The organism is Rhodococcus sp. ZPP (genome assembly GCF_017656075.1).
GTDB lineage: Bacteria > Actinomycetota > Actinomycetes > Mycobacteriales > Mycobacteriaceae > Rhodococcus_F > Rhodococcus_F oxybenzonivorans.
On record NZ_CP058638.1, the window covers coordinates 1,626,407 to 1,652,672 of the forward strand.

Below are 26,266 nucleotides of genomic sequence, written 5' to 3' on the forward strand. Positions count from 1 at the left end.
TTCTGTCCTTCCCCGGAGCCGATGAGTTCGACTCCGGGGGCGTGGTAGTTCGCGTCACACCAATACCCTACTGATTGTTTTCTTCGGCTCGCTCGAATGGAACCCGAGATGCTACTTGGGAGTAACCCCGAGAAGCGGAGCGAGCTGCGTTGCGATGGGATTCAAGTTGAGGGTGTCCGGCATGACCTTCGGCTTGAAATCCCAGGGCTGAATCGTGTCCGGATCGGCGAACACGATTCGGTCTGCACTTCGCACACCGGTCACGCTCCCTTGAGGCACGTCACAATTGGCCTCCGTGTTGTACGGGAAGTCCTGCTGGGTGTCGTCGAAGTTCGGGTCCCGCCGCTGCATTTCGGCGAGGATTTCATGAGTCCCCTCGTAACCGATCGTGCACGACGGCGGGTTGTTCGTCTCGAGCACGATGCCCTGGTGCACCGTTCCGTCGTTCGGCGCGACGGTCGATGCGGAAGCGGCGATGGCCGGAAGGAACATCAGGATCGGTCGCAATGCGATCGCCTGAGGCGCCAGCTTCTGACCCAGCGCCGACAGGTTGGTCAGATCGGTCGTGAGACTGGGCCCCGTCCGATCGACCAGCAGGCCGAGTTCGTCGCTGGCAGGAATGCCCTTGTCGATGACCGCCCGCACGTCGGGGTCACTGGTGCGCAGCTGCGCAGCGACGGCGTCGAGATCCGAGCTGAACTGCATGATCGCCGACGACTGATCCGACTGCGTTGCCAATACCGTCTGGCTGTCGCGGATCAAGGTCAGGGTTTCCGGTAGAACGTCGAGCCCGTCATCGGTCAGCGTGGACAGAGCATCCGCCAGCGTCTGGAGATCCTCGCCCTTGCCGTTCAATGCCGTTCCCAGTTCAGTGGTGACCGTACGCAGCGCGTCCGTCGGAACCGACCGGACGAGCCCATTGACACTCATCAACACCTGCTCCACCGGCACGGGGGTCGAGGTGTTGGCCTCGGTGATCATCGAGCCCTCGGCGAGGTACGGGCCCTCGTCGCTGTCCGGCTGGAGGTCGACGTACTGCTCACCGATCGCGGAACGGTTGGCGACGACTGCCTTGGCCGAAGCGGGGATCTCGGGGCCGCCCTTCTTGAGCTTGAGTTCGACGTTCAGTCCGTCCGACGTGAGTGACAGCTCGCCGACCCGTCCGACCGGCACTCCCCGGTATGTCACCTCGGCATTGGTGAAGATGCCGCCGGAATCCCTGAACTGTGCGTTCACGTCGTACTCGCCGAACCCGAGCAGATTGTCGAGGCGGACGTACTTGGCGCCCACGTAGACGAGGCCCAACACCGCGACCACGGCAAAAGCGACGAGCTGAATCTTGACCAGTCGCGATCTCACTGTCCACCCCCAATTCCGAACTGCTCGAGCAGTCCCCCCATCGGGTTCTGCGGGGACGGTGTCTCCGCGCCCGGGGTCGCGCCGGCGGGCGCGGTGCCGGGCAGCGCCGGGAGCCGCAGGCCCGAAGTCGGGGCGGGAACGATCGGAGGCACCGGCAACAGTGAGATCGTCGGCCAGCCCGGTCGCGGACCGTTGCCGTTGTAGTACGGGTTGGTCGGGTCGACGATCGGCTTCGGCTCGCCGAATTTCGGTGACACGTACACCGGATTGCCCTGCCCGACACCGAGTGCGCTCAGCGCGTCGCCGATCTGGAGATCGACCGACAGGAAAAGGTTGACCGAGCCGCCGAGAGCGATCTGCTCGACTCCGTCCGGGAACGGAACCGTCGGGATGAACGCCAGGGAGTTGGGTAGGTCGTCGCCGGCATCGGCCAGCGCCTTGAGTGTCGGACGAAGCGCCAGGAGGTCGGCGATCAGATCGTTCTTCGATCGGGTGATGACATCCGTGCCGACCGCACCGAGCCGATCGAGCTGCACCAGCATCTGCGTCAGCTGCGGGCGTTGCTCGTTGAGCACCTGGGCAGCGATCGGCAGGTCGTCCAGGATGAGCCCGATCTTCTCGTTCTGCTCGTTCACGCGCGTCGTCAGGGCGTCGAGGCCGTCGAGCGCCCGCGTGATGTCGTCCCGTTGCTGATTGAGACCGTCGATGAGCGTGTTGGCCTGCTCCAGCAAACTGCGCACCCGGCCTTCACGACCGTCGAGTGCAGTACTCAGTTCGTGCACGATCGGCTGGAGCTGCCCGACACCACCGCCGTTGAGCAACAGCGACAGCGCACCGAGGACCTGCTCGATTTCGGTGGCGTGCCGGGTGCGATCGAGGCTGATCGTGTCGCCGCTCTGCAACCGGTCCGGATCCTTGTCTTCCGGCGGTTCGGACAACTGCACGAACTTCTCGCCGAGGAGGTTGGTTTGTTCGATTGCCGCGACCGCGTTTGCAGCCAGGTCCACCGACGAATCGAGGATGACCTCGACATCGGCCGACCAGCCGTCCGGAGCCACCTTGATCGACTCCACCCGACCCACCGGCACACCGTCCACCTTGACGGCCGACTGGGGTACCAGGTCGAGCACGTCGTCGAACTGGATCATCAGGTGCATGGGGTCGCTCCCGACGTCCGGCCCACCGGGCAGCGGAACACCGTAGATACCCTCCGACGAACAGGAACTCACTGCGAGGGCGACAGCGCACACCCCGGCACCGACAATGACCGAACGCCTCATTCGCCCTCACCGCCTACTGCGTCGTCGAACCGTGGCGACACGACACCCGGCACCGTGCCGGGAGTGACCGTTCGCTGGATGTTCTCGCCGCTCAGGATTCCGAACGGGAGCACGAGCGTCGGCGAGGTCACCGATGCCGTGATCTGCGAGGTGATGTTCTTGCAGTTGTCGATCAACGGCTGCATCTGACGCCCCAGCGCTTCGAAACGCGGATCACCGGGCACGAGCCTGCCGAGGTCGATCAACTTGCAGATCACACCGGCAGGATCCTGGAGCTCGGGGAACGCCAGGCGCGATGCCAGGTTCCCGGACTCCGCGTCGTACGAGTTGGCCAGGTTGCTGACGGCCAACGGGAGCAATGTCAGCGAGTTCACCAACGAGTCGCGGTTGTCGGCCAGCGTCTGGGTGACCGGGACGAGATCGTCGAGATTCTCGGCGAGCAGCTCCCGGTTGTCGGCGACGAACTTCGAGACGTCACCGAGAGCGATGGCCAGCTGGTTCAGCGCCGCACCGAGGTTTTCGCGCTCGCCGGCGAGGAATCCGGACAGGTCGGCCAACTGCGTGTTGAACTCCCGGACCTGCTGATCGTTGGCAGCCAGAGCACTGACGAACACCTGGAGGTTCTTGACGGTGTCGAACAGGTCGCCACGACTCTCGTTGAGCGTTCGTGCGGCGTCCGAGAGCTGATTGATGCTCTGCCCCAACGCCTCACCGTTGCCATCGAGGTTCGCGGCGCCGGTCTCGACGAATTCGGTCAGTGCACCTTCCCTGTTCGCACCTTCCGGACCAAGGGCGGCCGACAGCTTCTCGATACTCGCGTACAGCTCGTCCACCTCGACGGGCGTAGCCGTGCGATCCCGCGGGATCACGGCCCCGCTCTCCATCGTCTCTCCGCCGGTATAGACGGGCGTGAGCTGAACGTAGCGGTCGGCGACCACGGACGGTGTGACCTGTGCGGCCTTCGCGTCGGCGGGAATGTCGATGCCGCGGTCGACCCGCATCTCGACCTTCACTTGGTCACCCTGTGGCTCCACCGAGTTGATCGATCCGACCTTCACTCCGAGGACACGGACGTCGGAACCCTCGTAGATGCCTACGGACTTGTCGAAGTAGGCGGTGATCTTGGTGGTGCCTGCGCGGGTGAACACCCACCACAGCGCCCCCGCGACCACCAGCGCGACAATGACGATCGCCGCGATTACTGCGATCTGACCGCGGTTGGTTCCCCGGGTTTCTCCGTTGCCGGCGTCAGCCATCAGTTACCCCCCAACGTACGGACGGGATCACGGGGTCTGGGAATGTCCGGGAGACCCGGCGGAAGAAGGTTGACCACGACCTGGTCGAACCAGCGCCCGTTGCCGACCACGTTCGTGTACAGGCGGACGAACGGTTCGTACAGTTTCATCGCCCTGTCCAGGTTCTCGTTGTTGGCCTTGAGAATTTCGACGACCCCGTTGAGTTGTTCGAGTGCGGGACCGATCGTGGCTTCGTTCTCGCGTACGAGACCTGTCAACTGCTGCGACAGCCTCTGGGTTCCGGTCAGCAGCTGTGAGATCGACTGCTGGCGACTGTTGAGTTCGGCGAGCAGAAGGCCCGCATCAGTGATCAGCCGGTTGAATTCGGCGTTGCGGTCGGCGAGTACCTTCGTCGTCGTACCGGTCGCGTCGAACAACTTCCGCAGTTCCTGGTCGCGGCTCGCGATGGTCTCCGACAGCCTGCTGACGCCGTCGAGCGACGCGCGGATCTCCGACGGCGTGCCCTCGAAGGCCTGCGACAACGTCACCATGCTTTCCGCCAGCTGATCGGAGTCGATGTCGCCCACCGTCTCCGCTGCCGCCGAGAACGCTTCCACCACGTCATAGGGAGAGGTGGTGCGCTCCAGCGGAATCGGGTCATTGGGATTCAACGAGTCGGAACCGCGGGGGTCGAGAGCCAAATACTTCTGGCCCAGAATCGTTTTGATCTGAATAGATGCCGAGGTTTCGTTGCCAACCCACGCATCGGTGACCTTGAAGTCGACGTTGACGTGGTCTCCGTCGAGTTCGACAGCGGTGACCTTGCCGACCTTCACACCGGCGATGCGCACCTCGTTGGACGGCTTCAGGCCTGCAGCCTCGGAGAATTGCGCGGTGTAGGTCGATCCGGCGCCGATCAAGGGCAGCGAGTCGAGGAAGAATGCCGACAGGGTCGCCAAAAGCACCACGAGGATGCCGAGGGCACCAGCCACTGCCGGGCTGCGACGTTTTCTCATCGTGTTTGCAACTCCCGTAGGCCATCCAGCGAGCACCGTTTCGCCGAGTTGGTGTACAGCGGCTGGTTCACGGTCGGCAGGCCGGTGGGCAAGTTCAGTTGAGGTGCCGTTCCCGGGCCTGCAACGATGTCGATTCCGCACAGGTAGAACTGGAACCACGAGCCGTAACTGGCCGCCCGCCCCAGCTTCTCGAGCTTGACGGGAAGAGTTTCCAGAACGCCGTTGACCGTATCCGAGTTGCGGTTCAACGTCGTCGCCAGCGTATTGAGCGAAGTGATGGACTCCTGAATGGACGGCCTCGTGGGTTCGAGGAGATCTGCGGTCGCATCGGTGAGGCCGGCGAGGGACGTGACCGCCGACCCGACCGTACCGCGCTCTTCGGACAACCCGGTGACGAGCTGCTGTGTGTTCACGATCAGGGCATCGAGCTGGTCGTCGCGCTGGTTGACCGTGGCGAGCACATCGTTGAGGTTGTTGATCACCGCACCGATCACCCGGTCCTTGTCCGCCACCGTGTTGGTGAGACTCGCGGTGTTCCGCACGAGTTCGGTGATGGTTCCCGACTCGCCCTGGAACACCTGAATGATCTGGTAGGACAACTTGTTGACGTCCTCGGCACTCAGTGTCTGGAAGAGCGGACGGAATCCGTTGAACAGCGTCGTGAGGTTGACTGCGGGTTTGGTCCGCTCGAGCGGAATGGTGTCACCGGCGGTGATCTTCTTCCCCTGCTGGCCCTCGCCCTGCTGGAGCGAGATGTACCGCTGCCCCACAAGGTTCCGGAATCGAATCGTCGCAGTGGTGCTCGCGGGCAACCAATCTCGATCAGCCACGGTGAACTGCACCTCGGCTTCGCGATCGTCGACGATCGCGATCTTCTCGACCTGACCGACCCGGACACCTGCGATACGCACTTCGTCACCCTCATTGAGGGAGGTGACATCCGAGAAGATCGCGTTGAACTTGGTGCCGCCACCACCACCGAGGTTGGCGATCGTGGCCGCGAGCAGACCTGTGGCCAGGATCGTGACCACGGCAAAGATGATCAGCTTGATCAACGGCGCAAGGAGGCCCCTCACTTGAAACTCACCTCAGTCCCCCTCATGGTCGGTGCACCGACGAGTGTCGTCCAGCTCGGCACGTCCTCGGGCGCCATGCCTCCTGCTTCGCCGTACACGACGTCTAGCGTGTCCTGTTCCATCTTCGAACCCGCATAGCTGGCGGGTGTGACCTCGGCTCCCCATCCCGGAACCTGGTCCGGCACGCCGGCCGGCGCGGGGAAGAAGTCGATGGTGGACGGTCCCGGGTTACGCGAAGGTACCTGGTAGGCACCGTCGTTGTACGACGACCCACCCGGATACTGCGGGAACTTGCCGCCGGGCGCCGTGACGTTGTCGTAGCAGGCGGGTCCGCGGTTGTCGAGCAGGCGCGGCTCGTCCTGGTTAGGCAAGTATCGGCCCTTCGGATTGACGAACTGCACGCTGGCACGCACACCCGGGTTCGGGTCGTCCGGCGCAAGCAGCGCACGTGCGATGGGAGCCGTCTTCGCGAATCCGGCGAACGTGCAGCCGAAGCTCGGCGAATACCGGCCGAGAATCTGCAGCGCCTCACGGGAATCGGCCGCGATGTTCACGATCGACTCGGCGTTGGTCTCCAGGAGGTCCGCCGTGCTCGCACCCGTCCCGGTCAGGGACACCAGCAGGGTGGAGAGCTCGTTCTGCTTCTCCACCACGGTGTTCCCTGTGGTCCGCAGGTTGTCGAGCGCGTTGACCAGGTCCGGTGCCGCCTCCGAATACGTCTGCGAGAAGTCCGCGATGCCCCGCAGGTCTTCCTGAATCGCAGGAAGTTCCGTGTTGAGTCCGGCGAAGATCTCCTCGAGCCGATCGAGCGTCAGACCGAGTTCGGCGCCGCGTCCACTGAGTCCCTGCGACAGGGCACCGAGCGTGTTCGCCAGGTCCTGCGGCGGGATCGCCTGCAGCAGCGGCAGCAAGCCGTCGAGGACCTCGCCGATCTCGACGGCGTTCCCGCTCTTGTCCTGCTCGAGAACGTCACCGGCCTGGATGTGCGGAGCCGTGTCCCCCTCCGGCACGATCAGCGACACGTACCGTTCGCCGAACAGGGTTTTGGGTAACAGTCGCGCCGTGGCGTTGGACGGAATGAGTTCGGCCTTGTCCGGCTGTATGGCCAGTTCCAAGGTGACCTCACCCTCTGTGGTGGAAGCCGAGCGCACCTCACCGACGATCAGGCCACGCACCTTGACGTCCGCGTTGGGCGGCAGCGCGTTTCCGACCGTGTCGGTAACCAACCCGATCTTGACCACCTTGGTGAACGTCTTGTTGAACATGCCGATCGTGACTGCGAGGAACAGGGCCAGGACAAGGAAGAACACCAGCCCCAACACCCGTCGACCCACAACAGACGATGTGTTGCTCATCCGGCCACCCTCACTGTGGTCGTCGTGCCCCAGATGGCGAGGCTCAGGAAGAAGTCGAGTACGGCGATCGTCACGATCGCCGTGCGGACCGCCCGGCCTACGGCCACACCCACACCGGCGGGGCCACCAGAGGCGTGGTAGCCGTAGTAGCAGTGAATCAGAATCAGCACGAAAGCGAAGATCAAGACCTTCGCGAACGAGTAGAGAACGTCTTGCGGTGGCAAGAACAAGTTGAAGTAGTGATCGTACGAACCGGTCGATTGGCCATTGAACGTCGTGCTGATGAGCCGGGACGCAAGGTACGCCGCAAGAAGACCCACGATGTAGAGCGGAATGACGGCAACGAATCCGGCAATCATGCGTGTGGTCACAAGGAACGGAACACTCGGCACCGCCATGACTTCCAGTGCGTCGATCTCCTCGGAAATACGCATGGCCCCCAGCTGCGCAGTGAAACCACAACCGACTGTTGCCGAAAGTGCGAGAGCTGCAACGATTGGCGCAATCTCACGGGTGTTGACGTAGGCGGACAGGAAGCCGGTGAGCACGGAGCTGCCCAGCTGCTCCAAGGCTGCGAAACCTTGCAATCCGACGACTACCCCGGTGAACCCGGACATCATCGCGATGACGCCGATGGTTCCGCCGATTACTGCGAGCGCCCCACTGCCGAAGGTCACTTCGGCGAGCAACCGCAGAACTTCCTTGCGGTAGTGCACGAGCGTGTGCGGCGACCACGCGATCGCCCTGGCGTAGAACGACATCTGCTCGCCGGCCCGGTCGAGCACGTTGAGTGGCGCACGCCCGACACGGCGCGCAGCCATGAGCGTCCGGTCACCGCGTCCCTTTGCGATTGTCATCGGGTCACGATCCCTTCGCCGGAACGATCTGGAGGTACACCATGGTCAAGATCAGGTTGGCAAAGAACAGCAGCAGGAACGTGATGACCACCGACTGGTTCACGGCGTCACCGACACCCTTGGGACCGCCCTTCGGATGCAAACCCTTGTACGCCGCAATGACACCGGCGATGACACCGAAGACGGCCGCCTTGAGTTCACCCACCCAGATGTCGGGGAGCTGCGCGAAGGCCGAGAACGATGCCAGGTACGCACCGGGATTGCCCCCTTGGAGAATCACATTGAAGAAGTAGCCGCCGGCGATACCGACCACGGACACCAATCCGTTGAGGAGAATCGCGACGAGAACCATCGCGAGGACCCTGGGCACCACGAGGCGCTGCACGGGGTTGATACCCAGAACCTCCATGGCATCGATCTCTTCGCGAATCGTTCGCGCACCGAGATCCGCCGTGACAGCCGAGCCCGCAGCCCCGGCCACCAGGAGTGCTGTCACCAGCGGGGAACCCTGCTGAATGACGGCGAGCACGCTGGCCGCTCCCGTGAACGACTCGGCGCCGAGCTGCTTGATCAGCGACCCCGTCTGCAGTGACACCACTGCGCCGAACGGAATCGCCACCATAGCGGTGGGCAGGATCGTCACGCTCGCGATGAACCAGGCCTGTTCGATGAACTCGCGGAACTGGAACGGTCGTTTGAACGTGTTTCGTGCGACGTCGACGAAAAGCTCGACGATGTTTCCGGCCTGCGTCAGCGCACCGTTGACCGGCCGCAAGACGGAGCTGCGGGTAACCCCCATCCGTTATGCCTACCCTTGCCCGTGAGTGGTGTTCTCGTATCCTTCGCCCCGGTATGCCGGGAGGACCTGCGTATCTTCCTGGCTGTAGGCGTAGTCGTAGTGGCCGCCGTTGCCGGATGTTTCGTCGAGGCTTTCCTGAATTGCGGCCTGCGCGCTCGGCGGCAGGGTGTGCATGATGTGGCGGACGCGTTCCTGCCGGCGGGCCACGGCCTGCCGGAACGGCATCCCCGGCGTCGCCTTCATCTGCGGGACGATGCCCTCGACGTCGTCGACACCACCGGCATGGTGACCGGCGTCGACCATCGCCTGCTCCTGCGCCATCTGCGCCTCGTCCTTCTCCTCCGACATCCCGATCGGACCGATCATCGTGCCGTTCAGGAACTGCTTGACCACCGGCTCCTCACTGGTCAGCAGCACCTCCCGCGGACCGAACATCACCAAATGCCGACGGAACAGCATGCCGATGTTGTCCGGCACCGTCCGCGCGAGATTGATGTTGTGCGAGACGATCAGAATGGTCGCGTCGATCTCGGCGTTGATGTCGATCAACGTCTGCGAGATGTAGGTGGTGCGCACCGGGTCCAGACCCGAGTCCGGCTCGTCCACGAGGATGATCTGCGGATCCAGTACCAGGGCGCGGGCCAAACCGGCACGTTTGCGCATACCACCGGAGATCTCACCCGGCAGCTTCTCCTCGGCCCCGAGCAGGCCGACGAGTTCCATCTTCTCCATCACGATCTTGCGGATGTCGGACTCGGACTTCTTCGTGTGCTCGCGCAGCGGGAACGCCACGTTGTCGAAGAGGTTCATCGACCCGAACAGGGCACCGTCCTGGAACAGCACACCGAACAGCTTCCGGATCTCGTAGAGCTCCTTGGACGAGCACTCGAGAATGTTGGTGCCGTCGATCACGATCGAGCCCTGCTCCGGGCGGAGCAGACCGATCAACGACTTCAAGAACACCGACTTACCCGTACCCGACGGGCCCAGCAGCGCACTGACCTCACCTGCCGGAAGGGTCAACGTGACGTCCTGCCAGATCCTCTGCGAGCCGAACGACTTGGTCAGTCCCTCGACGGCTACCTCGACACCCACCATTACCTCCGCGACCGTTCGATGCATACACCCCGTGTGGGTTGGGTCACTCTATCGCATCGAAGTGTTACCTGTGACAGAGTATGCTACTCACCGGTAAGAACGCATGCCAACACGGGGTCCCACAATGCAAAACATACCCGCTGAGCTGCGATGACGAGGGCGTTTTGAGCTGGTCGCACGTTCAGTTTCTCGCTCTGAATTTCGACACTCCGGACTCGTCCGGACATGAAAAGGGCCACTCCCCACAAGTGGGAAGTGGCCCTCGTTCGTCCGCTCGGGTAGAGCAGTGCGAAACCGTCTTACTTGACGGTGATCTTCGCGCCTGCAGCCTCGAGCTTCTCCTTGGCGGCGTCGGCCGCGTCCTTGGCAACCTTCTCCAGGATGGCCTTCGGAGCACCCTCGACGAGGTCCTTGGCTTCCTTCAGGCCGAGGCCGGAGACGACCTCACGAACGACCTTGATGACCTGGATCTTCTTGTCGCCGGCCGACTCGAGGACGACGTCGAACTCGTCCTGCTCCTCGGCAGCGTCGGCGCCGGCAGCAGCCGGGGCGCCCGCAGCGGCAACGGCAACCGGAGCAGCCGCGGTGACCTCGAAGGTCTCCTCGAATGCCTTCACGAACTCCGACAGCTCGAGAAGGGTGAGCTCCTTGAACTGGTCCAACAACTCTTCGGTGCTGAGCTTCGCCATGATGGCGGTCCTTCCTGTAAGTCCCATGTCGCTGATCCGCGACCGGGCGGGGTTATAGCTGTGATGCGCGGGTGCGGATCAGCTTTCGGCGGGAGCCTCGGCCGGAGCTTCTGCTCCACCCTCTGCGGCCCTCTTCTCCTGCAGTGCGGCAGCCAGACGGGCCACCTGCGAGGCAGGAGCATTGAACAGGCCTGCGGCCTTTGCCAAGTTGCCCTTCATCGCGCCGGCAAGCTTGGCCAACAGGACCTCGCGGGACTCGAGGTCCGCAATCCGGTTGACCTGATCCACGGACAGCGCAGCGCCGTCCATGTAGCCGCCCTTGATGACGAGAGCCTTGTTGTCCTTCGCGAAGTTCTTAATAGCCTTCGCTGCATCGACCGGCTCGCCCTTGATGAATGCAATGGCGGTCGGACCGACGAAAAGGTCGTCAAGGCCTTCGACGCCCGCTTCAGCAGCGGCACGCTTGACCAGGGTGTTCTTGGCGACGGAGTAGGTGGCACCCTCTCCGAGAGCGCGTCGCAGTGTCGTGATGTTGCCCACCGTCAGACCACGGTATTCCGTGATCACAGCAGCGGTCGAACCCTTGAACTGCTCGGTGATCTCCGCAACTGCGGAAACCTTCTCAGGCTTTGCCATACTTCGCCTCCTCTCATGACAGTCGTTATCCCACTTCGGAGCCGCTGCGCACGTCCGAGAATCCGGACGGTGCACAGTCCACGACATGCAAAACGCCCCGGTGCAGGGCACACGGGGCGGAAAAGGAGGCATTCAGCCGGGTACGAAACCGCGACCGAGACGCATCCCCCTACCTCGTCCTCCTGCGTGGGCCGCCGGACATTCCCGGACTTTCAATCGCACCCTCGCGGGGACGATCACCAACGGTCTTGGGTAGAACATGATTTGGGGTGGAGTTCGAATCCTGCATGAACTCCGCAGCACAGACTACGGCATCACCGGCCGCGCCACCAAATCGGCGTCTTCACGACCAGGGTCGACGCCGCGCAAAAGCAGCTCGGCCGGTACGGAGATCTCCGTACCGGCCGAGCTGCGCACAGGTGACGAACTTACGCGTCGGCATCCTCGAGAAGGTTGCGGGTGCGGTTCGGGTCCACCGGGATGCCCGGGCCGGTGGTGGTCGAAACGGTGACCTTCTTGACGTAGCGGCCCTTCGCGGAGGACGGCTTCGCACGCAGGATCTCGTCCAGCGCGGCGCCGTAGTTCTCCACCAGCTTGGCGTCGTCGAACGACGCCTTGCCGATCACGAAGTGCAGGTTGGCCTGCTTGTCGACGCGGAAGTTGATCTTTCCGCCCTTGATGTCCGCGACAGCCTTCGTGACATCTGCGGTCACGGTGCCCGTCTTGGGGTTCGGCATCAAACCACGCGGTCCGAGGACGCGGGCGATGCGGCCGACCTTGGCCATTTGGTCGGGAGTTGCGATGGCGGCGTCGAAATCGAGCCAGCCACCCTGAATCCGCTCGATGAGGTCCTCGGCACCGACGGCGTCGGCTCCAGCTGCCTCGGCCTCAGCGGCCTTTTCTCCGACTGCGAACACGATGACGCGGGCGGTCTTACCGGTGCCGTGCGGCAGGTTGACCGTTCCGCGGACCATCTGGTCCGCCTTGCGGGGGTCGACGCCCAGACGAACGGCAACTTCGACGGTCGCGTCCATCTTGCTCGACGACGTTTCCTTCGCCAGCTTCGCAGCCTGCAGCGGGCTGTACAGCTTGTCGAAGTCGATCTTCTCAGCGGCGGCGAGGTACGCCTTGCTGCGCTTTGCCATGTTTTCTGTCCTAACTTCTCACCACAGTGTGTGACCAACTGCAGTGGTGAATGGTTCAGTAGTGGTCGGGGCCTGGCCGGCCCTCCCACGCGTTCTCTCGACGGCCGCGGCCGTCATACGGAAACGGCTCAGCCGTCGACCGTGATGCCCATCGACCGGGCGGTACCGGCGATGATCTTCGCGGCCTGCTCGATGTCGTTGGCGTTGAGGTCTTCCTGCTTGGTCTTCGCGATCTCGCGCACCTGGTCCATGGTCACCGAGGCAACCTTGGTCTTGTGCGGCTCGCCGGAGCCCTTCTGGACGCCTGCAGCCTTGAGCAGCAGCTTGGCAGCCGGAGGGGTCTTCAGCTTGAAATCGAAGCTGCGGTCTTCGTAGACCGAGATTTCGACCGGCACAACATTGCCGCGCTGAGACTCAGTCGCCGCGTTGTATGCCTTGCAGAATTCCATGATGTTCACGCCGTGCTGACCAAGCGCGGGACCCACGGGCGGTGCAGGGTTAGCCTGACCGGCCTGGATCTGAAGCTTGATGAGCCCTGCGAGCTTCTTCTTCTTGGGGGGCATCTCGATTTCCTATTTGTTGCTGGGTGTGTTTCTTGCTACTGCAGTGCAAGTGTGTGTGGCGCTAGATCTTCGCGACCTGCGTGAAGGACAGCTCGACGGGCGTCTCGCGACCGAAGATCGAGACGAGAACCTTGAGCTTCTGCTGCTCCGCGTTGACCTCGCTGATACTGGCGGGAAGCGTCGCAAACGGGCCGTCCATGACGGTGACCGACTCGCCGACCTCGAAATCGACCTCGATGAGCGGCTTCGCGAAGCTCTCTCCCCCGGTGTCACCGGCGGACACTGCCGCGGCGGCAGCCTGCTTCTTCTGCTCCTGCTGCGGCAGCAGGAACTTGACGACCTCGTTCAGCGTCAGTGGCGATGGCCTGGAGGTGGCACCGACGAATCCGGTGACACCGGGCGTATTGCGCACGGCTCCCCAGGACTCGTCGTTGAGCTCCATCCGGACGAGGATGTAACCGGGCAGAACCTTCCGGTTGACCTGCTTGCGCTGGCCGTTCTTGATCTCGGTGACCTCTTCGGTAGGAACTTCCACCTGGAAGATGTAGTCACCGACATCGAGGTTCTGGACACGAGTTTCGAGGTTGGCCTTCACCTTGTTCTCGTAGCCCGCGTAGGAGTGGATGACGTACCAGTCACCAGGCGCACGGCGCAGGGCGGCCTTCAGCTCGGCGACCGGATCCTCGGGCTCCTCGGCGACGACTGCGTCGTCAGCGGGCGCCTCTTCGGCGACGGCAGCGTCGTCGTTCGACGGCTCGGCTACCTCGTCACCGGCAGTGTCCGGAGCATCGGTGCCCTCGTCGGCAGCCTCGACATCCACTTCGGCTGCCGCCTCGGCAGAAACACGCTCTTCGGCCAAGGCCTCATTCGTGTCGTTCTCGGGGGTGCTCACTGGGGCACTCGCTTCCTCTCGTCACTCACATACTTCGGATCCACCGGGGCGGACTCCGTCAACCGAACAACCAGGTGACGCCTTTGATGACCGCAAGATCGAGCACACCGATGAACGCCACCATGAACACCACGAACACGAGCACAACGCTGGTGTAGGTGATCATCTGCTTGCGGTTGGGCCAGATGACCTTGCGCAGCTCCGCGATGACCTCGCGCAGGAACCGGCGCAGCCGCTTGAAGATGTTCTCCTTGTGCGGCTTGTCGGCACGGTCCTTCGTCGCGGGACGGGCCTTGGTGATCGTCTCGGCTCTCGCGCGTTCCGGCGTCTTCACGGAACTGGCTGCGACGCCGGTGCCTGCCTGCGAACGACGGCTCTGACGTTTGCCGCTCGGCCTTGCCGAGGGACTCTCGGAACGCGTGGTGGCGTCGGCCGCGGTGTCGTCGACACCGTCCGGGCGCGTCGACCCTGAAGTGTCGCCGTCGCGCTTGGCGCGCTCCTCGCTCACGTCGTTCCTCTCAGTCGCTGGCAATCCGGGGGCAGGGGCGACAGGACTTGAACCTGCAACCTGCGGTTTTGGAGACCGCTGCTCTGCCAGTTGAGCTACGCCCCTTTGGTCGGGTGACCTGGTCCCGAGTTACCTCTGGACCAATTCTTGCCCGACCTCTCTGTGATTACATGACACGCGCGCCACCCTGTGTCGGCCGAACAGCACCGTAGGGCAGCGCGCAGCGCTGAGTAATCCCAGAAATCTCAGTGTACTTCAAAGCCCCGGAACAAACCCAATCCACCCGGCGGTCAGGCCAGACGGACCGTTGCCGTGGCACGACCGAAGATCTTCTTTCCTTCGGAGCGCGCCACGATAGCGACTACTGCAGTCTTGCTTTCTTCGTCCACCGACTTGACCTTGCCGGTGTATTCGACCTCGGCGGCCTCGTCCTCGCGGACGTACACCGAGCTCGTGAAGCGTACATTGTATTCGGTGACCGCGCCGGGGTCACCGAGCCATGAGGTCACGAATCCACCGCCGAGACCCATGGTGAGCATCCCGTGGGCAATCACATTGTCGAGGCCGGCGAGCTTGACGACTTCGTCGCTCCAGTGGATCGGATTGGGGTCACCCGAGACGCCCGCGTAGTTGACCAGGTCGCCACGCGTGAGGCGCACAATGCGCTCGGGGAGTTCGTCACCTACCGAGACGTCCTCGAACTTACGAAGCGCCATGCATGATCACGTCCTTGACTGCGTGAGCGATGTTCTCGTCGACCTCGCCGCCGGTCCGCGCGACAAGCGTGGTCCAGGTGGTCTGCACGAGTTCGTCGTTCTGGTCGGTGACGATGTTCTTGGTGGTGATGATGTCGCTGCCACCCATCTGACGGAAGCCGTCCAGATAGACGTCGCAGAACAAGCGGTCCCCGACCTTGATCGGCTTGTGGAACACGAGACGCTGATCCGTCTGAAGGATCTGACTCGGGTCGTAACCGGTGACGATCTCCTTGAAGAGGCGGCTCTGAGCGATGATTCCGACAAGCGAGATGAACGTGAGCGGAGCGAGCAGGCCGTCGTAGCCGAGGCCGCGGGCGGCGTCCTCATCGTGGTGAGCGGGGTGCCAGTCCTGCACGGCCCGCGCGTACTCGCGCACCTTCTCGCGACCGACCTCGTAGAAGTCGTCGACGCGGTAGTGGTGCCCCACCATCGCCAGCGCGTGCGCAGCCGGATCCTCGGGAACGTCCGGAGACACGCTCGTCTCGATCTCTGTCACAGTGTCAGTCACGCGAAAGAACCTCTTCTACCCTGGGCGTGGGAACGCGAGGGCAGCCTCGAAGCTTCCCTCGCGAACTCAACTCCCGGCCGGAACCGTGCTACTTCGACTCGCGATGCGACTGGTGGGTTCCGCAGTTGGGGCAGAACTTCTTGATCTCCAGGCGATCGGGGTCGTTACGCCGGTTCTTCTTGGTGATGTAGTTACGGTGCTTGCATACCTCGCAGGCCAAAGTGATCTTGGGCCGAACGTCAGTCGAGGAGGCCACGGGATGCCTTCTTTCGGGTGTATCTGATTACGAGCAATCAGGGTGGATCATGCATATTGTGTAGCGGTGACCGGACTTGAACCGGCGACGCAACGATTATGAGTCGTTTGCTCTACCAACTGAGCTACACCGCCTCGGTGTCGAGTGTCGCGCACGAAACGCTTCACCACAATCCAGCGAGCCCCCTAACGGAATCGAACCGTTGACCTTTTCCTTACCATGGAAACGCTCTGCCGACTGAGCTAAGGGGGCGTGCTTCACTCGCACATCGCTGTGCGCTGAAGCCTTGACGAGATTACACAGAGTTCACGCCGAGAACCAAATTGCCTGGTCACGGTTCTCCGAAACTCCACCCACCGGACGTTACGCGCTCCCGGGAACGATCGCGGAAAGCCCGAACCACAGGTACCCCAACGACAGAACCCCGGTGAGCTGGTGCTCACCGGGGTTCTGTGTGTGGCAGATGTAGGATTCGAACCTACGTAGGCATAAGCCGACGGATTTACAGTCCGCTCCCATTGGCCGCTCGGGCAATCTGCCGGGTTGCACGAGGAGCTCGAAATCTCTGCGAGATCGCTCTCCACTGCGGAAGAAGAATACAACGAACGGCCCCCCGTTTTGCAAACCGGGTGGATACGGGCGGTTGCGAACCGATAGCGTCGAATCTGCTCACTAGCATTCAGGTGAGCGCCCGTCCGGATCGCGGCGGGGGAAACAGACGGAAACCGGGAGTGTGCAGTGGCTGATTCGTCCTTCGATGTGGTGAGCAAGGTGGAGCGTCAAGAGGTGGACAACGCCCTGCATCAAGCCGGCAAGGAGCTGTCGACCCGTTTCGACTTCCGTAACACGGGCGCGTCCATCGAGTGGTCCGGTGAGGAATCCATCACGCTGACGGCCGACACCGAGGAGCGACTGCTTGCCGCCCTCGAAGTTTTCAAGGAGAAGTTGATCCGCCGGGACATCTCGCTGAAGGCCTTCGACGCCGGCGAGCCCGCGCAGTCGGGGAAGATCTACAAACTCACCGGCACGCTCGTCCAGGGCATCACCACCGAGAACGCCAAGAAGATCACGAAGAAGATCCGCGACGAGGGACCCAAGGGCGTCAAGGCGCAGATTCAGGGCGACGAGCTGCGCGTGAGCAGTAAGAAGCGCGACGACCTACAGGCAGTCATCTCCCTGCTCAAGGGAGAGGACTTCGGCATCGCGCTGCAGTTCGTGAACTACCGGTAGGCGCTCCGCGCTCGTGCGCTTTTCTGGTAGCTGGAGCAACCTGTGCTGTCTCAGGACTTCGTGAACACATCTGTCTCAGGACTTCGTGGACAGTGTGGTCAGTGGTTGAAATGTAACTGATCGGTCGAGGGTGAGTTCGCGGGCGATGGCGTCACCGACCATGACGGTGACGTCGTCGCCTCGCCAGTGCAGGACCGCTTTCTGATCTCCCCACCGTCTGCCGAGGGAGATCGAGTGGCCGTCGAACTGGACGATGCCGGTGTGCGAGACCGACCGGGTGACGTGCCCGTACCGGATCTTGGGTTCGGGAGTGGCCGCGACAGTGGGTGTGGCATCGTATCGTTGCTGCGGCGTCCGGCCCGCCAGGCTCTGATGTCGGCGGTTGTTGTAGATCACCCGGTACTGGTCGAGTAGGGCCTGCAGTTCGTCGAGCGTGTCCGGTGCGGGCTGTTTGCGTAACCATTTCTGCAGCGTCTGGTGCACCCGTTCGTTCTTCCCGCAGGTTTGCGGGTGATACACCGACGAGGTGATCGTCTGGACCCCGAGGCCGGCGAGGGTGCGTTCGAGGGCGGAGGTTCCACCGCGATGCTTGGCGGAGAAGGCCAGCCCGTTGTCGAAAAGCACCCGCACCGGTAACCCGTAGCCGGCGAAGGCCTGCTCGAGGGAACGCCACGCGTTGGCACCGTTCTCGCTGGTGGCCGCGCAGGTGCCCACGTCCAGTCGGGAATGGGCGTCGAGTATCTGCAGCACGCACACCTTCTGCCCGGTGGACAGGTAGTGCTCCATGCCATCGATCTGCCACAACCCGCCCGGGTCGGCGTACTCGAACCGTCGTCGGGTCTTGGGTCGTTTGTGCGGCTGCGCGACGATCTGACCGTGGTCGATCAGGATCCGGTACACCGTGGCCCGGGACGGGAACGGATCGAACCCCAGGCTCTCGAGCCGCCAGGAGATGCTCTGGGGTCCGTTGTCCAAACCCGCCTCGTCGAGTTCCTTCCGTGCCCGGAGCACCGCCTCGCACAGTGCCGCCGGGGTTTTGGTCGGGCTGGTGTGCGGGGTGGTGGTGCGGCGGGTGAACCCGTCGGCGCCCTCGGCGGCGAACCTGGCCACATATTTGTAGAACGTCGTCCGCGAGATTCGGTGGGCACGGCAGAACGCGGCGACGTTGACCTCCTCGCCCCGTGCCACCCGGACGATCGCGGACACAAACTCTGGATCCATCGAAAACCCTGTTCCGCTCATCCCCGAGGATCTCAGGGATGAGCCGCTCAGTGTTCACAATGTCCTGAGACATCAAGTGTTCGCGATGTCCTGAGCACAGACAGGTAGCTGGAGCAACCGGAAAGGCGCACGGGCGGCGAAGCCGCCTACCGGCCGGCCATCCGCTCGAGACGCTCGATGCGCTCGGCCATCGGCGGGTGGGTGGAGAACATGCGGGTCATCTTCTCGCCGGTGCGGAACGGGTTGGCGATCATCAGGTGCGACTGCGCCGCGAGCTGAGGTTCCGGGGGGAGCGGGGCCGCCTGGGTGCCCCGCTCGAGCTTGCGTAGCGCGGACGCCAGGGCGAGAGGGTCACCGGTCAGTTCTGCGCCCGACTGGTCCGCTTGGTATTCGCGGGACCTCGACACCGCCAACTTGACGATGGTGGCCGCGATGGGGCCGAGCAACGACACCAGCAGCAGCGCGAGCGGGTTGGCGCCCTGTCCCCCACCCCTTCCGCCGAACATGTTCGCGAACATCGCGAAGTTCGCCAGCCCGGACACGACAGCGGCCATCGTCCCGGCCACCGAAGAGATCAGGATGTCGCGGTTGTAGACGTGCGACAACTCGTGTCCCAGGACCGCCCGCAGTTCGCGTTCGTTGAGAATCTGCAGGATGCCGCTGGTGCAGCAGACCGCGGCATGCCGAGGGCTGCGGCCCGTGGCGAACGCGTTGGGGGCACTGGTGGGGCTGATGTAGAGCCGGGGCATCGGCTGATGAGCCGTGGTGGCCAGCTCCCGCACGATGCGGTAGATGGCAGGCGCTTCCACCTCGGTGATCGGCTGCGCATGCATGGCTTTGAGGGCCAGCTTGTCGCTGTTGAAGTAGGCGTACGCATTCATGCCGACCGCGAACACGATGGCCAGCAGAAGGATGGTCGTGTTGCGGAACAACGCGCCGATGAACACGATCAGCGCCGACATGCCGACCAGCAGAACCAGGGTCTTGGCCCCGTTTGCGTACCCGCGCACGGCTCGCCTTCCTTGTCGTCGTCACCCGATCACGATCGCCCGAATACCGGATCTTGATCATTCAACGAAGCAGGGTGGTGAGACGGTTCCCGGTGTGTACAGCGCGGAAATCGCGCGAGCAATCAGGTTCGACGATACGGCTCAGCCGACGCGTTCGACCGTGTAATCGACCAGCTTGACGAGCGCGTCGTTGGCGGGACCTTGGGGTAGCTGGGTGAGCTGCACACGCGCCTCCACTGCGAACTCCTCCAGCTTCGCCTTGGCCTGCGCCATCCCAGGCGACCGCGCGAGGAGCTCGAGCGCCTCGGCGACGTCGTCATCGTCGGTGACGGGGCCGTCGAGAAGCACACGCAGCCGGTCGGCCTCGGGTCCCTCGTCGCGCAGCGCATACAACACCGGAAGGGTGTGCACGCCCTCACGCAGGTCGGTCCCTGGTGTCTTGCCGGACTGAGCCGACACCGAGGAGATGTCGATGATGTCGTCGGAGATCTGGAAGGCCGTGCCGACAGCGTCGCCGAGTCGTTCGAGCCGCTCCACGTCGGCGGCGTCCGCGCCGGAGAAGGTGCCGCCGAAACGTCCGCACGCAGCAATCAATGAACCCGTCTTCTCCCAGACCACCTTGAGATAGTGCTGGATCGGGTCCTGCTCCCCGCGCAGGCCGATCGTCTCGCGCATCTGCCCGGTCACCAGTTCGGCAAACGTCTCGGCGATGATCTGGACAGCAGAGGGACCCAACGTGGATACGAGGCGGGAGGCGTGGGCGAACAGGTAGTCGCCCGCCAGGATCGCGACACTGTTGCCCCACCGCGAGTTGGCACTGGGCGCGCCTCGGCGCATCGACGCCTCGTCCATCACGTCGTCGTGGTAGAGCGTGGCCAGATGGACCAGTTCGACGACGGTGGCGGCGGTGACCACCGACGGATCGGACGCTTTCGGACCCAGCTGAGCGGTGAGCACCGTGAACAGCGGGCGGAAGCGCTTGCCTCCGGCCTTCGCGAGGTGCAGCGCGGCCTCGGTGAGAAAGTCCTCACCGTCGGAGAGCTCGCTGACCAGCAGTTCCTCGACCTGTTTCAGCCTGTCGCGGACCGTGGCAGCGAGCTGAGTGTCGCCGAGATCGATCCCGGCGACCGTAGTGCCCTCTACAGCGTCGGCAGCGGTGTGTGCTGCGCCCTCGGTGCTCACGTTCTCAGTACCCATTCCTGTCGTCAGTGACGGCTCGGTTCCCGCGCCGTCGGTGACGGCTGGTACCTACGGTAGAGAACCTAGCGGTTGCAGCGGCCATCGGCCTCGCCACGGGCCCCGGGCGCGGCCTGACAGGATGTAGGTGTGGTCGTAGCAGAACAGTCGCCCGCGGGGTCGCCGCTTCCCGTCGCCGCCGATGTCTTGGTCATCGGCGCTGGTCCCGCCGGTTCCTCCGCGGCCACCTGGGCCGCGCGTGCCGGCCGCGACGTGGTACTCGTCGACGCCGCCGTGTTTCCCCGGGACAAGACGTGTGGTGACGGCCTCACCCCGCGTGCCGTCGCCGAACTCGATCACCTCGGCCTCGGTGAGTGGGTGCGGTCGAGGGGCACCAACCGCGGGCTCCGGCTCAGTGGATTCGGGCAGGAACTCGAACTCGAATGGCCCGGACGGTCGTTTCCCGCCGTGGGGAGCGCGGTGGCCAGGACCGAATTCGACGACAAGCTTCGAACGACTGCGGTCGAGGCGGGCGCCGTGATGGTGCAGGGGGCCAAGGCGGTCGGCGTCGAGCGGAACGGCGACCGGGTGAGCGCGGTGACGGTGCAGACCGGCGACGGGACGCACACCATCAAGTGCCGCACCCTGATCGTGGCCGACGGGGTCCGGTCGACGTTGGGCAAGAAGCTGGGCCGGGAATGGCACCGCGACACCGCGTACGGCGTCGCCGCGCGCGCCTACATCGCCACGGCGCGCAGTGACGATCCGTGGATCACCTCCCACTTGGAGTTGCGTGACAGCGCCGGCGCTCTGCAGTCGGGGTACGGGTGGGTGTTTCCCCTCGGCACCGGCGAGGTGAACATCGGGGTCGGCACGCTCGCCACCGCCAAACGGCCGGCGCCGGGCGCGCTCCGCCCACTGCTCGACCTGTACACGGCACAGCGGCGCGCGGAGTGGGCCTGGGGCGGCGAACTGCGGGCGGTGGCGTCCGCGTTGCTACCGATGGGCGGCGCGGTGTCGCACGTCGCCGGTCGCAACTGGGCCATCATCGGCGACGCCGCGGCCTGCGTGAACCCGCTCAACGGCGAGGGGATCGACTACGGGCTCGAGGGTGGACGTCTCGTGGCCGAAGTCCTCGATGCGGACGATCTGACGGAGCTGTGGCCCACCATCCTCCGCGAGCGCTATGGGCGGGCGTTCTCGGTGGCGCGTCGGCTCGCCGGACTGCTGACCGTGCCCCGGGTTCTCCCGGCGTCGGGTCCGGTGGCGATGCGCTCGCGCGCGCTCATGACCATCGCCGTGCGCGTGATGGGCAACCTCGTCACCGAGGAGGACAACGACCTCACCGCCCGGGCATGGCGTGCGTCCGGCCTGGCGTCGCAGAAGGCGGACACCCGGCCACTGTTCGGTTGAGGCCGGTCAGCGGCTGGCGCGGTGCAGGGCGACGACCCCGCCGGTGAGGTTGCGCCACTGGACGTGCCGCCACCCTGCCGCCTCGATGCGCTGGGCGAGTTCGGACTGTGTCGGCCAGGCGCGGATGGACTCCGCGAGATACACGTACGCATCAGGGTTGCTGCTGACCGCGCGGGCGACCCGGGGCAGCGCCTTCATCAGGTACTCCATGTAGATCGTTCGGAACGGCCCGAACACCGGCGTGGAGAACTCGCTGACGACAAGGCGGCCGCCCGGCTTGGTGACACGGGCGATCTCCCGCAGCCCGGCATCGAAGTCCGAGACGTTGCGGAGGCCGAACGAGATGGTGGCCGCGTCGAACACCGCGTCGGCGTACGGCAGGTGCATCGCGTCCCCCGCCACCATGGGAACCTGCCGGCCGATGCCCGCCTGCAGCATTCCCTTGGAGAAGTCGGTGGCCACGCACCACGCCCCCGATCGCCCGAGTTCGACGGTCGACACACCGGTGCCCGCGGCGAGGTCGAGAACCCGCTCCCCCGGCTTCAGATCGAGGGCCGACCGAGTCGCCTTACGCCAACTGCGGTCCTGCCCGAAGGACAGGATGGTGTTGGTGAGGTCGTAACGCTTTGCGACGCCGTCGAACATCGACGCGACTTCGTGCGGATCTTTTTCGAGCGATGCCCGCGAACCGTGTGTAGTTGCCACACCCGGAACGCTACCAACCTCGTCGGGTGCCGGGATCGGCGCTAGTCGACGCCTGCCCGGCCGATGTCTGGGTTGGCCGCGCATGCTCGGGGAACGGTCCCCGTGCCGTCGTCAGGCAGCCCGGGACGCGCGGAAGCCCGCATTCCCGGTGACCTCGGCGTAGTGGTCGAGCAGCTCGCTGCAGATGGCAGGCCACGTGCGGTGCAGCACCGATCGCCGCGCCGCCTCACCGAAGCGCGCCCGCATCCGCCGGTCACTCAGCGCCTCGACGGCACTGGGTAACAGCTCGGCGAACCGCTCGACCGGCAACAGGTACCCGTTGCGGCAGTGCGTGACGAGGTCGCGTGGCCCTCCGGCGTCCGGGCCGATCACCGGAATGCCGCTGGCCAGCGCTTCCTGGACGGTCTGGCAGAACGTCTCGTGCTCACCCGGATGCACGAACACGTCCAGGCTCGCGTAGGCCTCCGCGAGTTCGGTGCCGCCGAGTTGGCCGGTGAAGACGGCATCAGGCATCAGCTTCTGCAAACGGCCCCGCTCCGGCCCGTCGCCGATCACCACGAGCTGGATTCCGGGGTGTCCGGCCAGCGCGGCAAGTCGCTCCACATGCTTTTCCGGAGCGAGCCTGCCCACGAACCCCACGATCAGACGGTCCGGCTCCGCCGACCAGGAGTCGCGCAGGTCCGTACTGCGGCGAGACGGCGCGAATCGGCTGGTCTCGACTCCGCGGGCCCAGCGGTGCACGCGGGGAATGCGCTGCTCGGCAAGGGCCTCGACCGCAGACGTCGACGGCGCCAGGGTGCGCGTGCATCCCTTGTGGATGCGGCGGGTCCAGGCCCACGCCGCGCGGCTGGTAATTCCCAGGCCGTAGCTTTCGGCGAAACCCGCGACGTCGGTCTGATAGATCGCCACCGTCGGCACGTCCAGGCGGTGCGCCGCGCCGAGCCCGCCCGCGCCGAGCAGGAACGGCGACGCCAGGTGAATCACGTCGGGCTCGAACGCACGCAGTTCCGCCGTGAGTCCCGGTTGCGGCAGTCCGACGGGGAGGGAGCTGACTTTCGGAACCATGACCGCGGGCACCCGATAGACGGGCACACCGTCGTGTTCCGTCGAGGCAGGGGGCTGTGAACCGACGGTGTCCGGGGCGACGACCATCGCCTGGTGTCCGTCCCGCTGCAAATGCTCGAGAACCCGGAGCACCGAATTGGTCACACCATTCATGTTGGGCAGGAACGACTCCGCGACGATCGCTACTCTCACGACGCACAGCGTGGCAGTGCCCGTGGTCACGGCGGCGAGAACGATGTGACCGACGCGCGAAGTTCCGGCGAACTCACGATGACATTGCCGGAGAAACCGCCGCGTCCTCTCGTCTGCGTAGATACCAGATCAGCGGTCCCGCGATGAGCCAGGTGACGACGATGAGCGACCCGGCAGGGATCACGGCGACACTCGCATCCCGGCCGGACACCCGGACGAGGTCCGGGTCGGTCCGTGCGTACTCGACGTCGATCCGTTGTCCGGCCGTCAACCGCGTCGGGTACAGCACACCCAATTCCGGATTGTGCGTCACGCCGTCGGGCGTCACGAAGCTGATCGCCGACCGCAAGGAGCCGGCCGACAGCACCTCGGCCGTCGCGACACCCATGTCCGACTGGATCGTGCGGTCGTTCCGCCACGCTGCCACCACCAACAGCACGGCGAGGATCGAGATGCCGGCGGCCGTGACGACGATGCCGCGCCGCACCCGGCCCGTCACCCGTGGGTTCACAGTTGCGCCCGGACCGCTGCATGCAGTTCGCGCAGGCCGGAACGCTCGGTGGTCACCTCGAGCACCCGGATTCCGCGTTCACCGGGTGTCCCGGGGTTGTGCAGTTCGGCGGACAATTCTTCGAGCCCGACGAGGTGGTGCTCCACGCGGTAGGCGGCGCACAAGGCGGCGAGGTCCATGCCGTGTGGTGTGCCGAAGACCCGTTCGAACACGCCCGCGTACTGGGGGTCGCCCTGTTCGAGCAGTTCGAAGATGCCGCCGCCGTCGTCGTTGGCCACCACGATGGTGAGATCACGGGGACGCGGTTCTCCCGGTCCGATGAGCAGCCCGGAGGCGTCGTGCAAGAACGTCAGATCGCCGAGCAGAGCCACCGTGCGGCCCTCCTCGTAGGCGAGGGCCGCCCCCACCGCGGCCGACACCGTGCCGTCGATCCCGGCGACTCCACGATTGGACAGAACCCGGATCCGCGGCGACGGGTAACTGACGAGCGCGGCATCTCGCACCGGATTGGACGCCCCGAGGAGCAGTTGGTCACCGTCGGACAATGCGTCCATCACAGTGGCGGCGACGTGCAGGCCGGTTGCCTTCGGATGGGACGCCAGCTGGGCCCGCACCGCTTTGTCCGTGTGCTCGGTGAGGGTCCGGCAACGGGCGATCCAGGCCGGGTCCGGTTCACCCGAGACCACGGCGCGGGTGCCCGTGGCGAGAACGTTGCCGGAGACGTCGGGCCAGCGCGGGCCGGTGGTGAGCGCGTACACGGCCACGACCGGATCGGCGAGAAGTTTCGACACCGGCCGGTGCAGGGTCGGGCGGCCGGTGATGATTGCCTGCCGCGGTTTGAGCTGGGGCAGCGCCATCGGATGCACCGGAATGCCGTGGAGCGGCGCCGTCGGCTCGGCGACCGTCGGGAGTCCGGCGAGTTCGGGCCGTAGAGCCGACCCGTGACCGGAGATGACGATGGTATCGGGGGTGAGGTCGAGCTCGACCGGCACGTCGAGCGTCGCGTGCTGAGTGGTGGTCCACGCCGCCCCACCAGGCCGTCCCTGCGGGATCGGCCCCTGCGCGTGGACGTCGGGAACGAGCGGTTCCCGGAGCGGAATGTCGAAGTGCACGGGACCGGCATTGCCCGACCTCGTGCCGCGCGCGGCGGCGAGGACCCGGCACACGGCCGAACGCCACTGGCTGTTCTGACCGGCGTCGTCCTCGGCCAGCCCCAGGCTGATGGTGGCGCGGACCTGGCTCCCGAACAGGCCGAGTTGCTCGATGGTCTGGTTGGCGCCGGTACCGAGCATTTCGTAGGGGCGGTTGGCACTGAGCACCACGAGCGGGACCCGGGCGTAGTTGGCCTCGAGAACGGCCGGGCCGAGGTTGGCCACGGCGGTACCCGAGGTCATCACGATGGGCACCGGCCGACGACCGGCGACGGCCAATCCCAGCGCGAGGAATCCCGCGGTCCGCTCGTCGATGCGCATGTGCAGGCGCAGTCGACCCTCGAGGTCGGCCTTCTGCAGCGCGAAGGCCAACGGTGCGTTGCGCGAACCCGGGCAGAGCACAACCTCGCGTACTCCCCCGCGGACCAGTTCGTCGACGACCGCGGTGGCTTGTGCAGTGGACGGATTCACACCATCCAGAGTGTCAGATCCACCGGCCGGTTCTGTCGGCGACCTCGTCAGGTGAGTTCGCGGCCACACCCCCTCCGCTGAAACGATGAAC

General features: G+C 64.8%; 27 protein-coding genes and 4 tRNA genes. 2 read left to right on the forward strand and 29 right to left on the reverse strand.

The window, feature by feature from the left end; all coding sequences use genetic code 11:
- Positions 1-111 precede the first annotated feature (111 nt).
- From HYG77_RS07640 to HYG77_RS07745, 22 genes are all read right to left on the reverse strand, one after another.
- Positions 112-1,359, reverse strand: coding sequence for an MlaD family protein (locus HYG77_RS07640; protein WP_208962332.1), 1,248 nt, complete (start codon positions 1,357-1,359; stop codon positions 112-114).
- Positions 1,356-2,639 carry an MCE family protein gene (locus HYG77_RS07645; protein WP_208962333.1) on the reverse strand — a complete coding sequence of 428 codons (1,284 nt, stop codon included), beginning with the start codon at positions 2,637-2,639 and terminating at the stop codon, positions 1,356-1,358. Before HYG77_RS07645 ends, HYG77_RS07640 begins: the two co-directional genes overlap by 4 nt.
- Positions 2,636-3,895 carry an MCE family protein gene (locus tag HYG77_RS07650; protein ID WP_208962334.1) on the reverse strand — a complete coding sequence of 420 codons (1,260 nt, stop codon included), beginning with the start codon at positions 3,893-3,895 and terminating at the stop codon, positions 2,636-2,638. Before HYG77_RS07650 ends, HYG77_RS07645 begins: the two co-directional genes overlap by 4 nt.
- Positions 3,895-4,890 (reverse strand): MCE family protein, encoded by a 996-nt coding sequence (locus HYG77_RS07655; RefSeq protein ID WP_109327977.1) that lies wholly within the window; start codon positions 4,888-4,890, stop codon positions 3,895-3,897. Before HYG77_RS07655 ends, HYG77_RS07650 begins: the two co-directional genes overlap by 1 nt.
- Positions 4,887-5,966 carry an MlaD family protein gene (locus tag HYG77_RS07660; protein ID WP_109327975.1) on the reverse strand — a complete coding sequence of 360 codons (1,080 nt, stop codon included), beginning with the start codon at positions 5,964-5,966 and terminating at the stop codon, positions 4,887-4,889. Before HYG77_RS07660 ends, HYG77_RS07655 begins: the two co-directional genes overlap by 4 nt.
- On the reverse strand, positions 5,963-7,321 hold the full coding sequence (locus HYG77_RS07665; protein ID WP_109327973.1) for an MCE family protein: 1,359 nt from the start codon (positions 7,319-7,321) through the stop codon (positions 5,963-5,965). The genes HYG77_RS07660 and HYG77_RS07665 overlap by 4 nt, the downstream gene beginning before the upstream one ends.
- Positions 7,318-8,178, reverse strand: coding sequence for an ABC transporter permease (locus tag HYG77_RS07670; protein ID WP_109327971.1), 861 nt, complete (start codon positions 8,176-8,178; stop codon positions 7,318-7,320). The genes HYG77_RS07665 and HYG77_RS07670 overlap by 4 nt, the downstream gene beginning before the upstream one ends.
- Positions 8,179-8,182: 4 nt before the next feature.
- Positions 8,183-8,977 (reverse strand): ABC transporter permease, encoded by a 795-nt coding sequence (locus HYG77_RS07675; RefSeq protein WP_109327969.1) that lies wholly within the window; start codon positions 8,975-8,977, stop codon positions 8,183-8,185.
- A gap of 9 nt (positions 8,978-8,986) precedes the next feature.
- On the reverse strand, positions 8,987-10,075 hold the full coding sequence (locus HYG77_RS07680; RefSeq protein ID WP_280123309.1) for an ABC transporter ATP-binding protein: 1,089 nt from the start codon (positions 10,073-10,075) through the stop codon (positions 8,987-8,989).
- Positions 10,076-10,374: 299 nt separating this feature from the next.
- The gene (rplL, locus tag HYG77_RS07685; protein WP_012688867.1) at positions 10,375-10,764 is read right to left on the reverse strand and encodes a 50S ribosomal protein L7/L12; all 390 of its coding nucleotides are present in this window, start codon (positions 10,762-10,764) and stop codon (positions 10,375-10,377) included.
- Positions 10,765-10,842: 78 nt separating this feature from the next.
- Positions 10,843-11,400: a 50S ribosomal protein L10 gene (gene rplJ / locus HYG77_RS07690; protein ID WP_109327965.1), complete on the reverse strand. Its 558-nt coding sequence runs from the start codon at positions 11,398-11,400 to the stop codon at positions 10,843-10,845.
- Positions 11,401-11,828: 428 nt separating this feature from the next.
- A complete protein-coding gene (gene rplA / locus HYG77_RS07695) occupies positions 11,829-12,545 on the reverse strand; it encodes a 50S ribosomal protein L1 (RefSeq protein ID WP_005252097.1) in 717 nt (238 codons plus the stop codon).
- A 128-nt stretch (positions 12,546-12,673) separates the two neighbouring features.
- The gene (rplK, locus tag HYG77_RS07700) at positions 12,674-13,108 is read right to left on the reverse strand and encodes a 50S ribosomal protein L11 (protein ID WP_109327963.1); all 435 of its coding nucleotides are present in this window, start codon (positions 13,106-13,108) and stop codon (positions 12,674-12,676) included.
- Between the two features lie 61 nt (positions 13,109-13,169).
- Positions 13,170-14,000, reverse strand: coding sequence for a transcription termination/antitermination protein NusG (gene nusG / locus HYG77_RS07705; RefSeq protein WP_109327961.1), 831 nt, complete (start codon positions 13,998-14,000; stop codon positions 13,170-13,172).
- 58 nt (positions 14,001-14,058) lie between these two features.
- Positions 14,059-14,508 carry a preprotein translocase subunit SecE gene (secE, locus tag HYG77_RS07710; protein WP_162603194.1) on the reverse strand — a complete coding sequence of 150 codons (450 nt, stop codon included), beginning with the start codon at positions 14,506-14,508 and terminating at the stop codon, positions 14,059-14,061.
- Between the two features lie 32 nt (positions 14,509-14,540).
- Positions 14,541-14,613, reverse strand: a tRNA-Trp gene (locus HYG77_RS07715).
- 185 nt (positions 14,614-14,798) lie between these two features.
- The gene (gene hadB, locus HYG77_RS07720; RefSeq protein WP_109327957.1) at positions 14,799-15,224 is read right to left on the reverse strand and encodes a (3R)-hydroxyacyl-ACP dehydratase subunit HadB; all 426 of its coding nucleotides are present in this window, start codon (positions 15,222-15,224) and stop codon (positions 14,799-14,801) included.
- Positions 15,211-15,774, reverse strand: coding sequence for a (3R)-hydroxyacyl-ACP dehydratase subunit HadA (gene hadA / locus HYG77_RS07725; protein WP_109327955.1), 564 nt, complete (start codon positions 15,772-15,774; stop codon positions 15,211-15,213). Before hadA ends, hadB begins: the two co-directional genes overlap by 14 nt.
- 88 nt (positions 15,775-15,862) lie before the next feature.
- Positions 15,863-16,030, reverse strand: coding sequence for a 50S ribosomal protein L33 (gene rpmG / locus HYG77_RS07730; protein ID WP_005252089.1), 168 nt, complete (start codon positions 16,028-16,030; stop codon positions 15,863-15,865).
- Positions 16,031-16,091: 61 nt separating this feature from the next.
- A tRNA-Met gene (locus HYG77_RS07735) sits at positions 16,092-16,164 on the reverse strand.
- Between the two features lie 45 nt (positions 16,165-16,209).
- Positions 16,210-16,282 (reverse strand) — tRNA-Thr (locus HYG77_RS07740).
- A gap of 205 nt (positions 16,283-16,487) precedes the next feature.
- Positions 16,488-16,570 (reverse strand) — tRNA-Tyr (locus HYG77_RS07745).
- Positions 16,571-16,768: 198 nt separating this feature from the next.
- Between HYG77_RS07745 and HYG77_RS07750 the strand changes: the two genes are divergently transcribed.
- Entirely contained in the window at positions 16,769-17,260 is a 492-nt protein-coding gene (locus HYG77_RS07750) for a YajQ family cyclic di-GMP-binding protein (RefSeq protein ID WP_109327953.1), read from the forward strand.
- A 75-nt stretch (positions 17,261-17,335) separates the two neighbouring features.
- On the opposite strand, the gene HYG77_RS07755 is transcribed toward HYG77_RS07750, so the two are convergent.
- The 3 genes from HYG77_RS07755 to HYG77_RS07765 all read right to left on the reverse strand — a co-directional run bounded on the left by HYG77_RS07755 (position 17,336) and on the right by HYG77_RS07765 (position 20,688).
- Complete coding sequence (locus tag HYG77_RS07755; protein WP_208962335.1) at positions 17,336-18,481, reverse strand: DDE-type integrase/transposase/recombinase; 1,146 nt, start codon at positions 18,479-18,481, stop codon at positions 17,336-17,338.
- A gap of 146 nt (positions 18,482-18,627) precedes the next feature.
- Positions 18,628-19,491 (reverse strand): zinc metalloprotease HtpX, encoded by an 864-nt coding sequence (htpX, locus tag HYG77_RS07760; RefSeq protein ID WP_109327951.1) that lies wholly within the window; start codon positions 19,489-19,491, stop codon positions 18,628-18,630.
- Positions 19,492-19,632: 141 nt separating this feature from the next.
- Entirely contained in the window at positions 19,633-20,688 is a 1,056-nt protein-coding gene (locus HYG77_RS07765) for a polyprenyl synthetase family protein (RefSeq protein ID WP_244373539.1), read from the reverse strand.
- Between the two features lie 129 nt (positions 20,689-20,817).
- Between HYG77_RS07765 and HYG77_RS07770 the strand changes: the two genes are divergently transcribed.
- On the forward strand, positions 20,818-22,080 hold the full coding sequence (locus tag HYG77_RS07770; RefSeq protein ID WP_208962336.1) for a geranylgeranyl reductase family protein: 1,263 nt from the start codon (positions 20,818-20,820) through the stop codon (positions 22,078-22,080).
- Between the two features lie 6 nt (positions 22,081-22,086).
- Here HYG77_RS07770 and HYG77_RS07775 read toward each other — a convergent pair whose 3' ends face one another.
- From HYG77_RS07775 to menD, 4 genes are all read right to left on the reverse strand, one after another.
- The gene (locus HYG77_RS07775) at positions 22,087-22,785 is read right to left on the reverse strand and encodes a demethylmenaquinone methyltransferase (RefSeq protein ID WP_109327939.1); all 699 of its coding nucleotides are present in this window, start codon (positions 22,783-22,785) and stop codon (positions 22,087-22,089) included.
- A gap of 111 nt (positions 22,786-22,896) precedes the next feature.
- Entirely contained in the window at positions 22,897-24,042 is a 1,146-nt protein-coding gene (locus tag HYG77_RS07780) for a glycosyltransferase family 1 protein (protein ID WP_208962337.1), read from the reverse strand.
- Between the two features lie 73 nt (positions 24,043-24,115).
- The gene (locus HYG77_RS07785) at positions 24,116-24,553 is read right to left on the reverse strand and encodes a DUF3592 domain-containing protein (RefSeq protein WP_208962338.1); all 438 of its coding nucleotides are present in this window, start codon (positions 24,551-24,553) and stop codon (positions 24,116-24,118) included.
- Positions 24,550-26,175 (reverse strand): 2-succinyl-5-enolpyruvyl-6-hydroxy-3-cyclohexene-1-carboxylic-acid synthase, encoded by a 1,626-nt coding sequence (gene menD / locus HYG77_RS07790; protein WP_109327934.1) that lies wholly within the window; start codon positions 26,173-26,175, stop codon positions 24,550-24,552. Before menD ends, HYG77_RS07785 begins: the two co-directional genes overlap by 4 nt.
- Between the last annotated feature and the right edge of the window lie 91 nt (positions 26,176-26,266).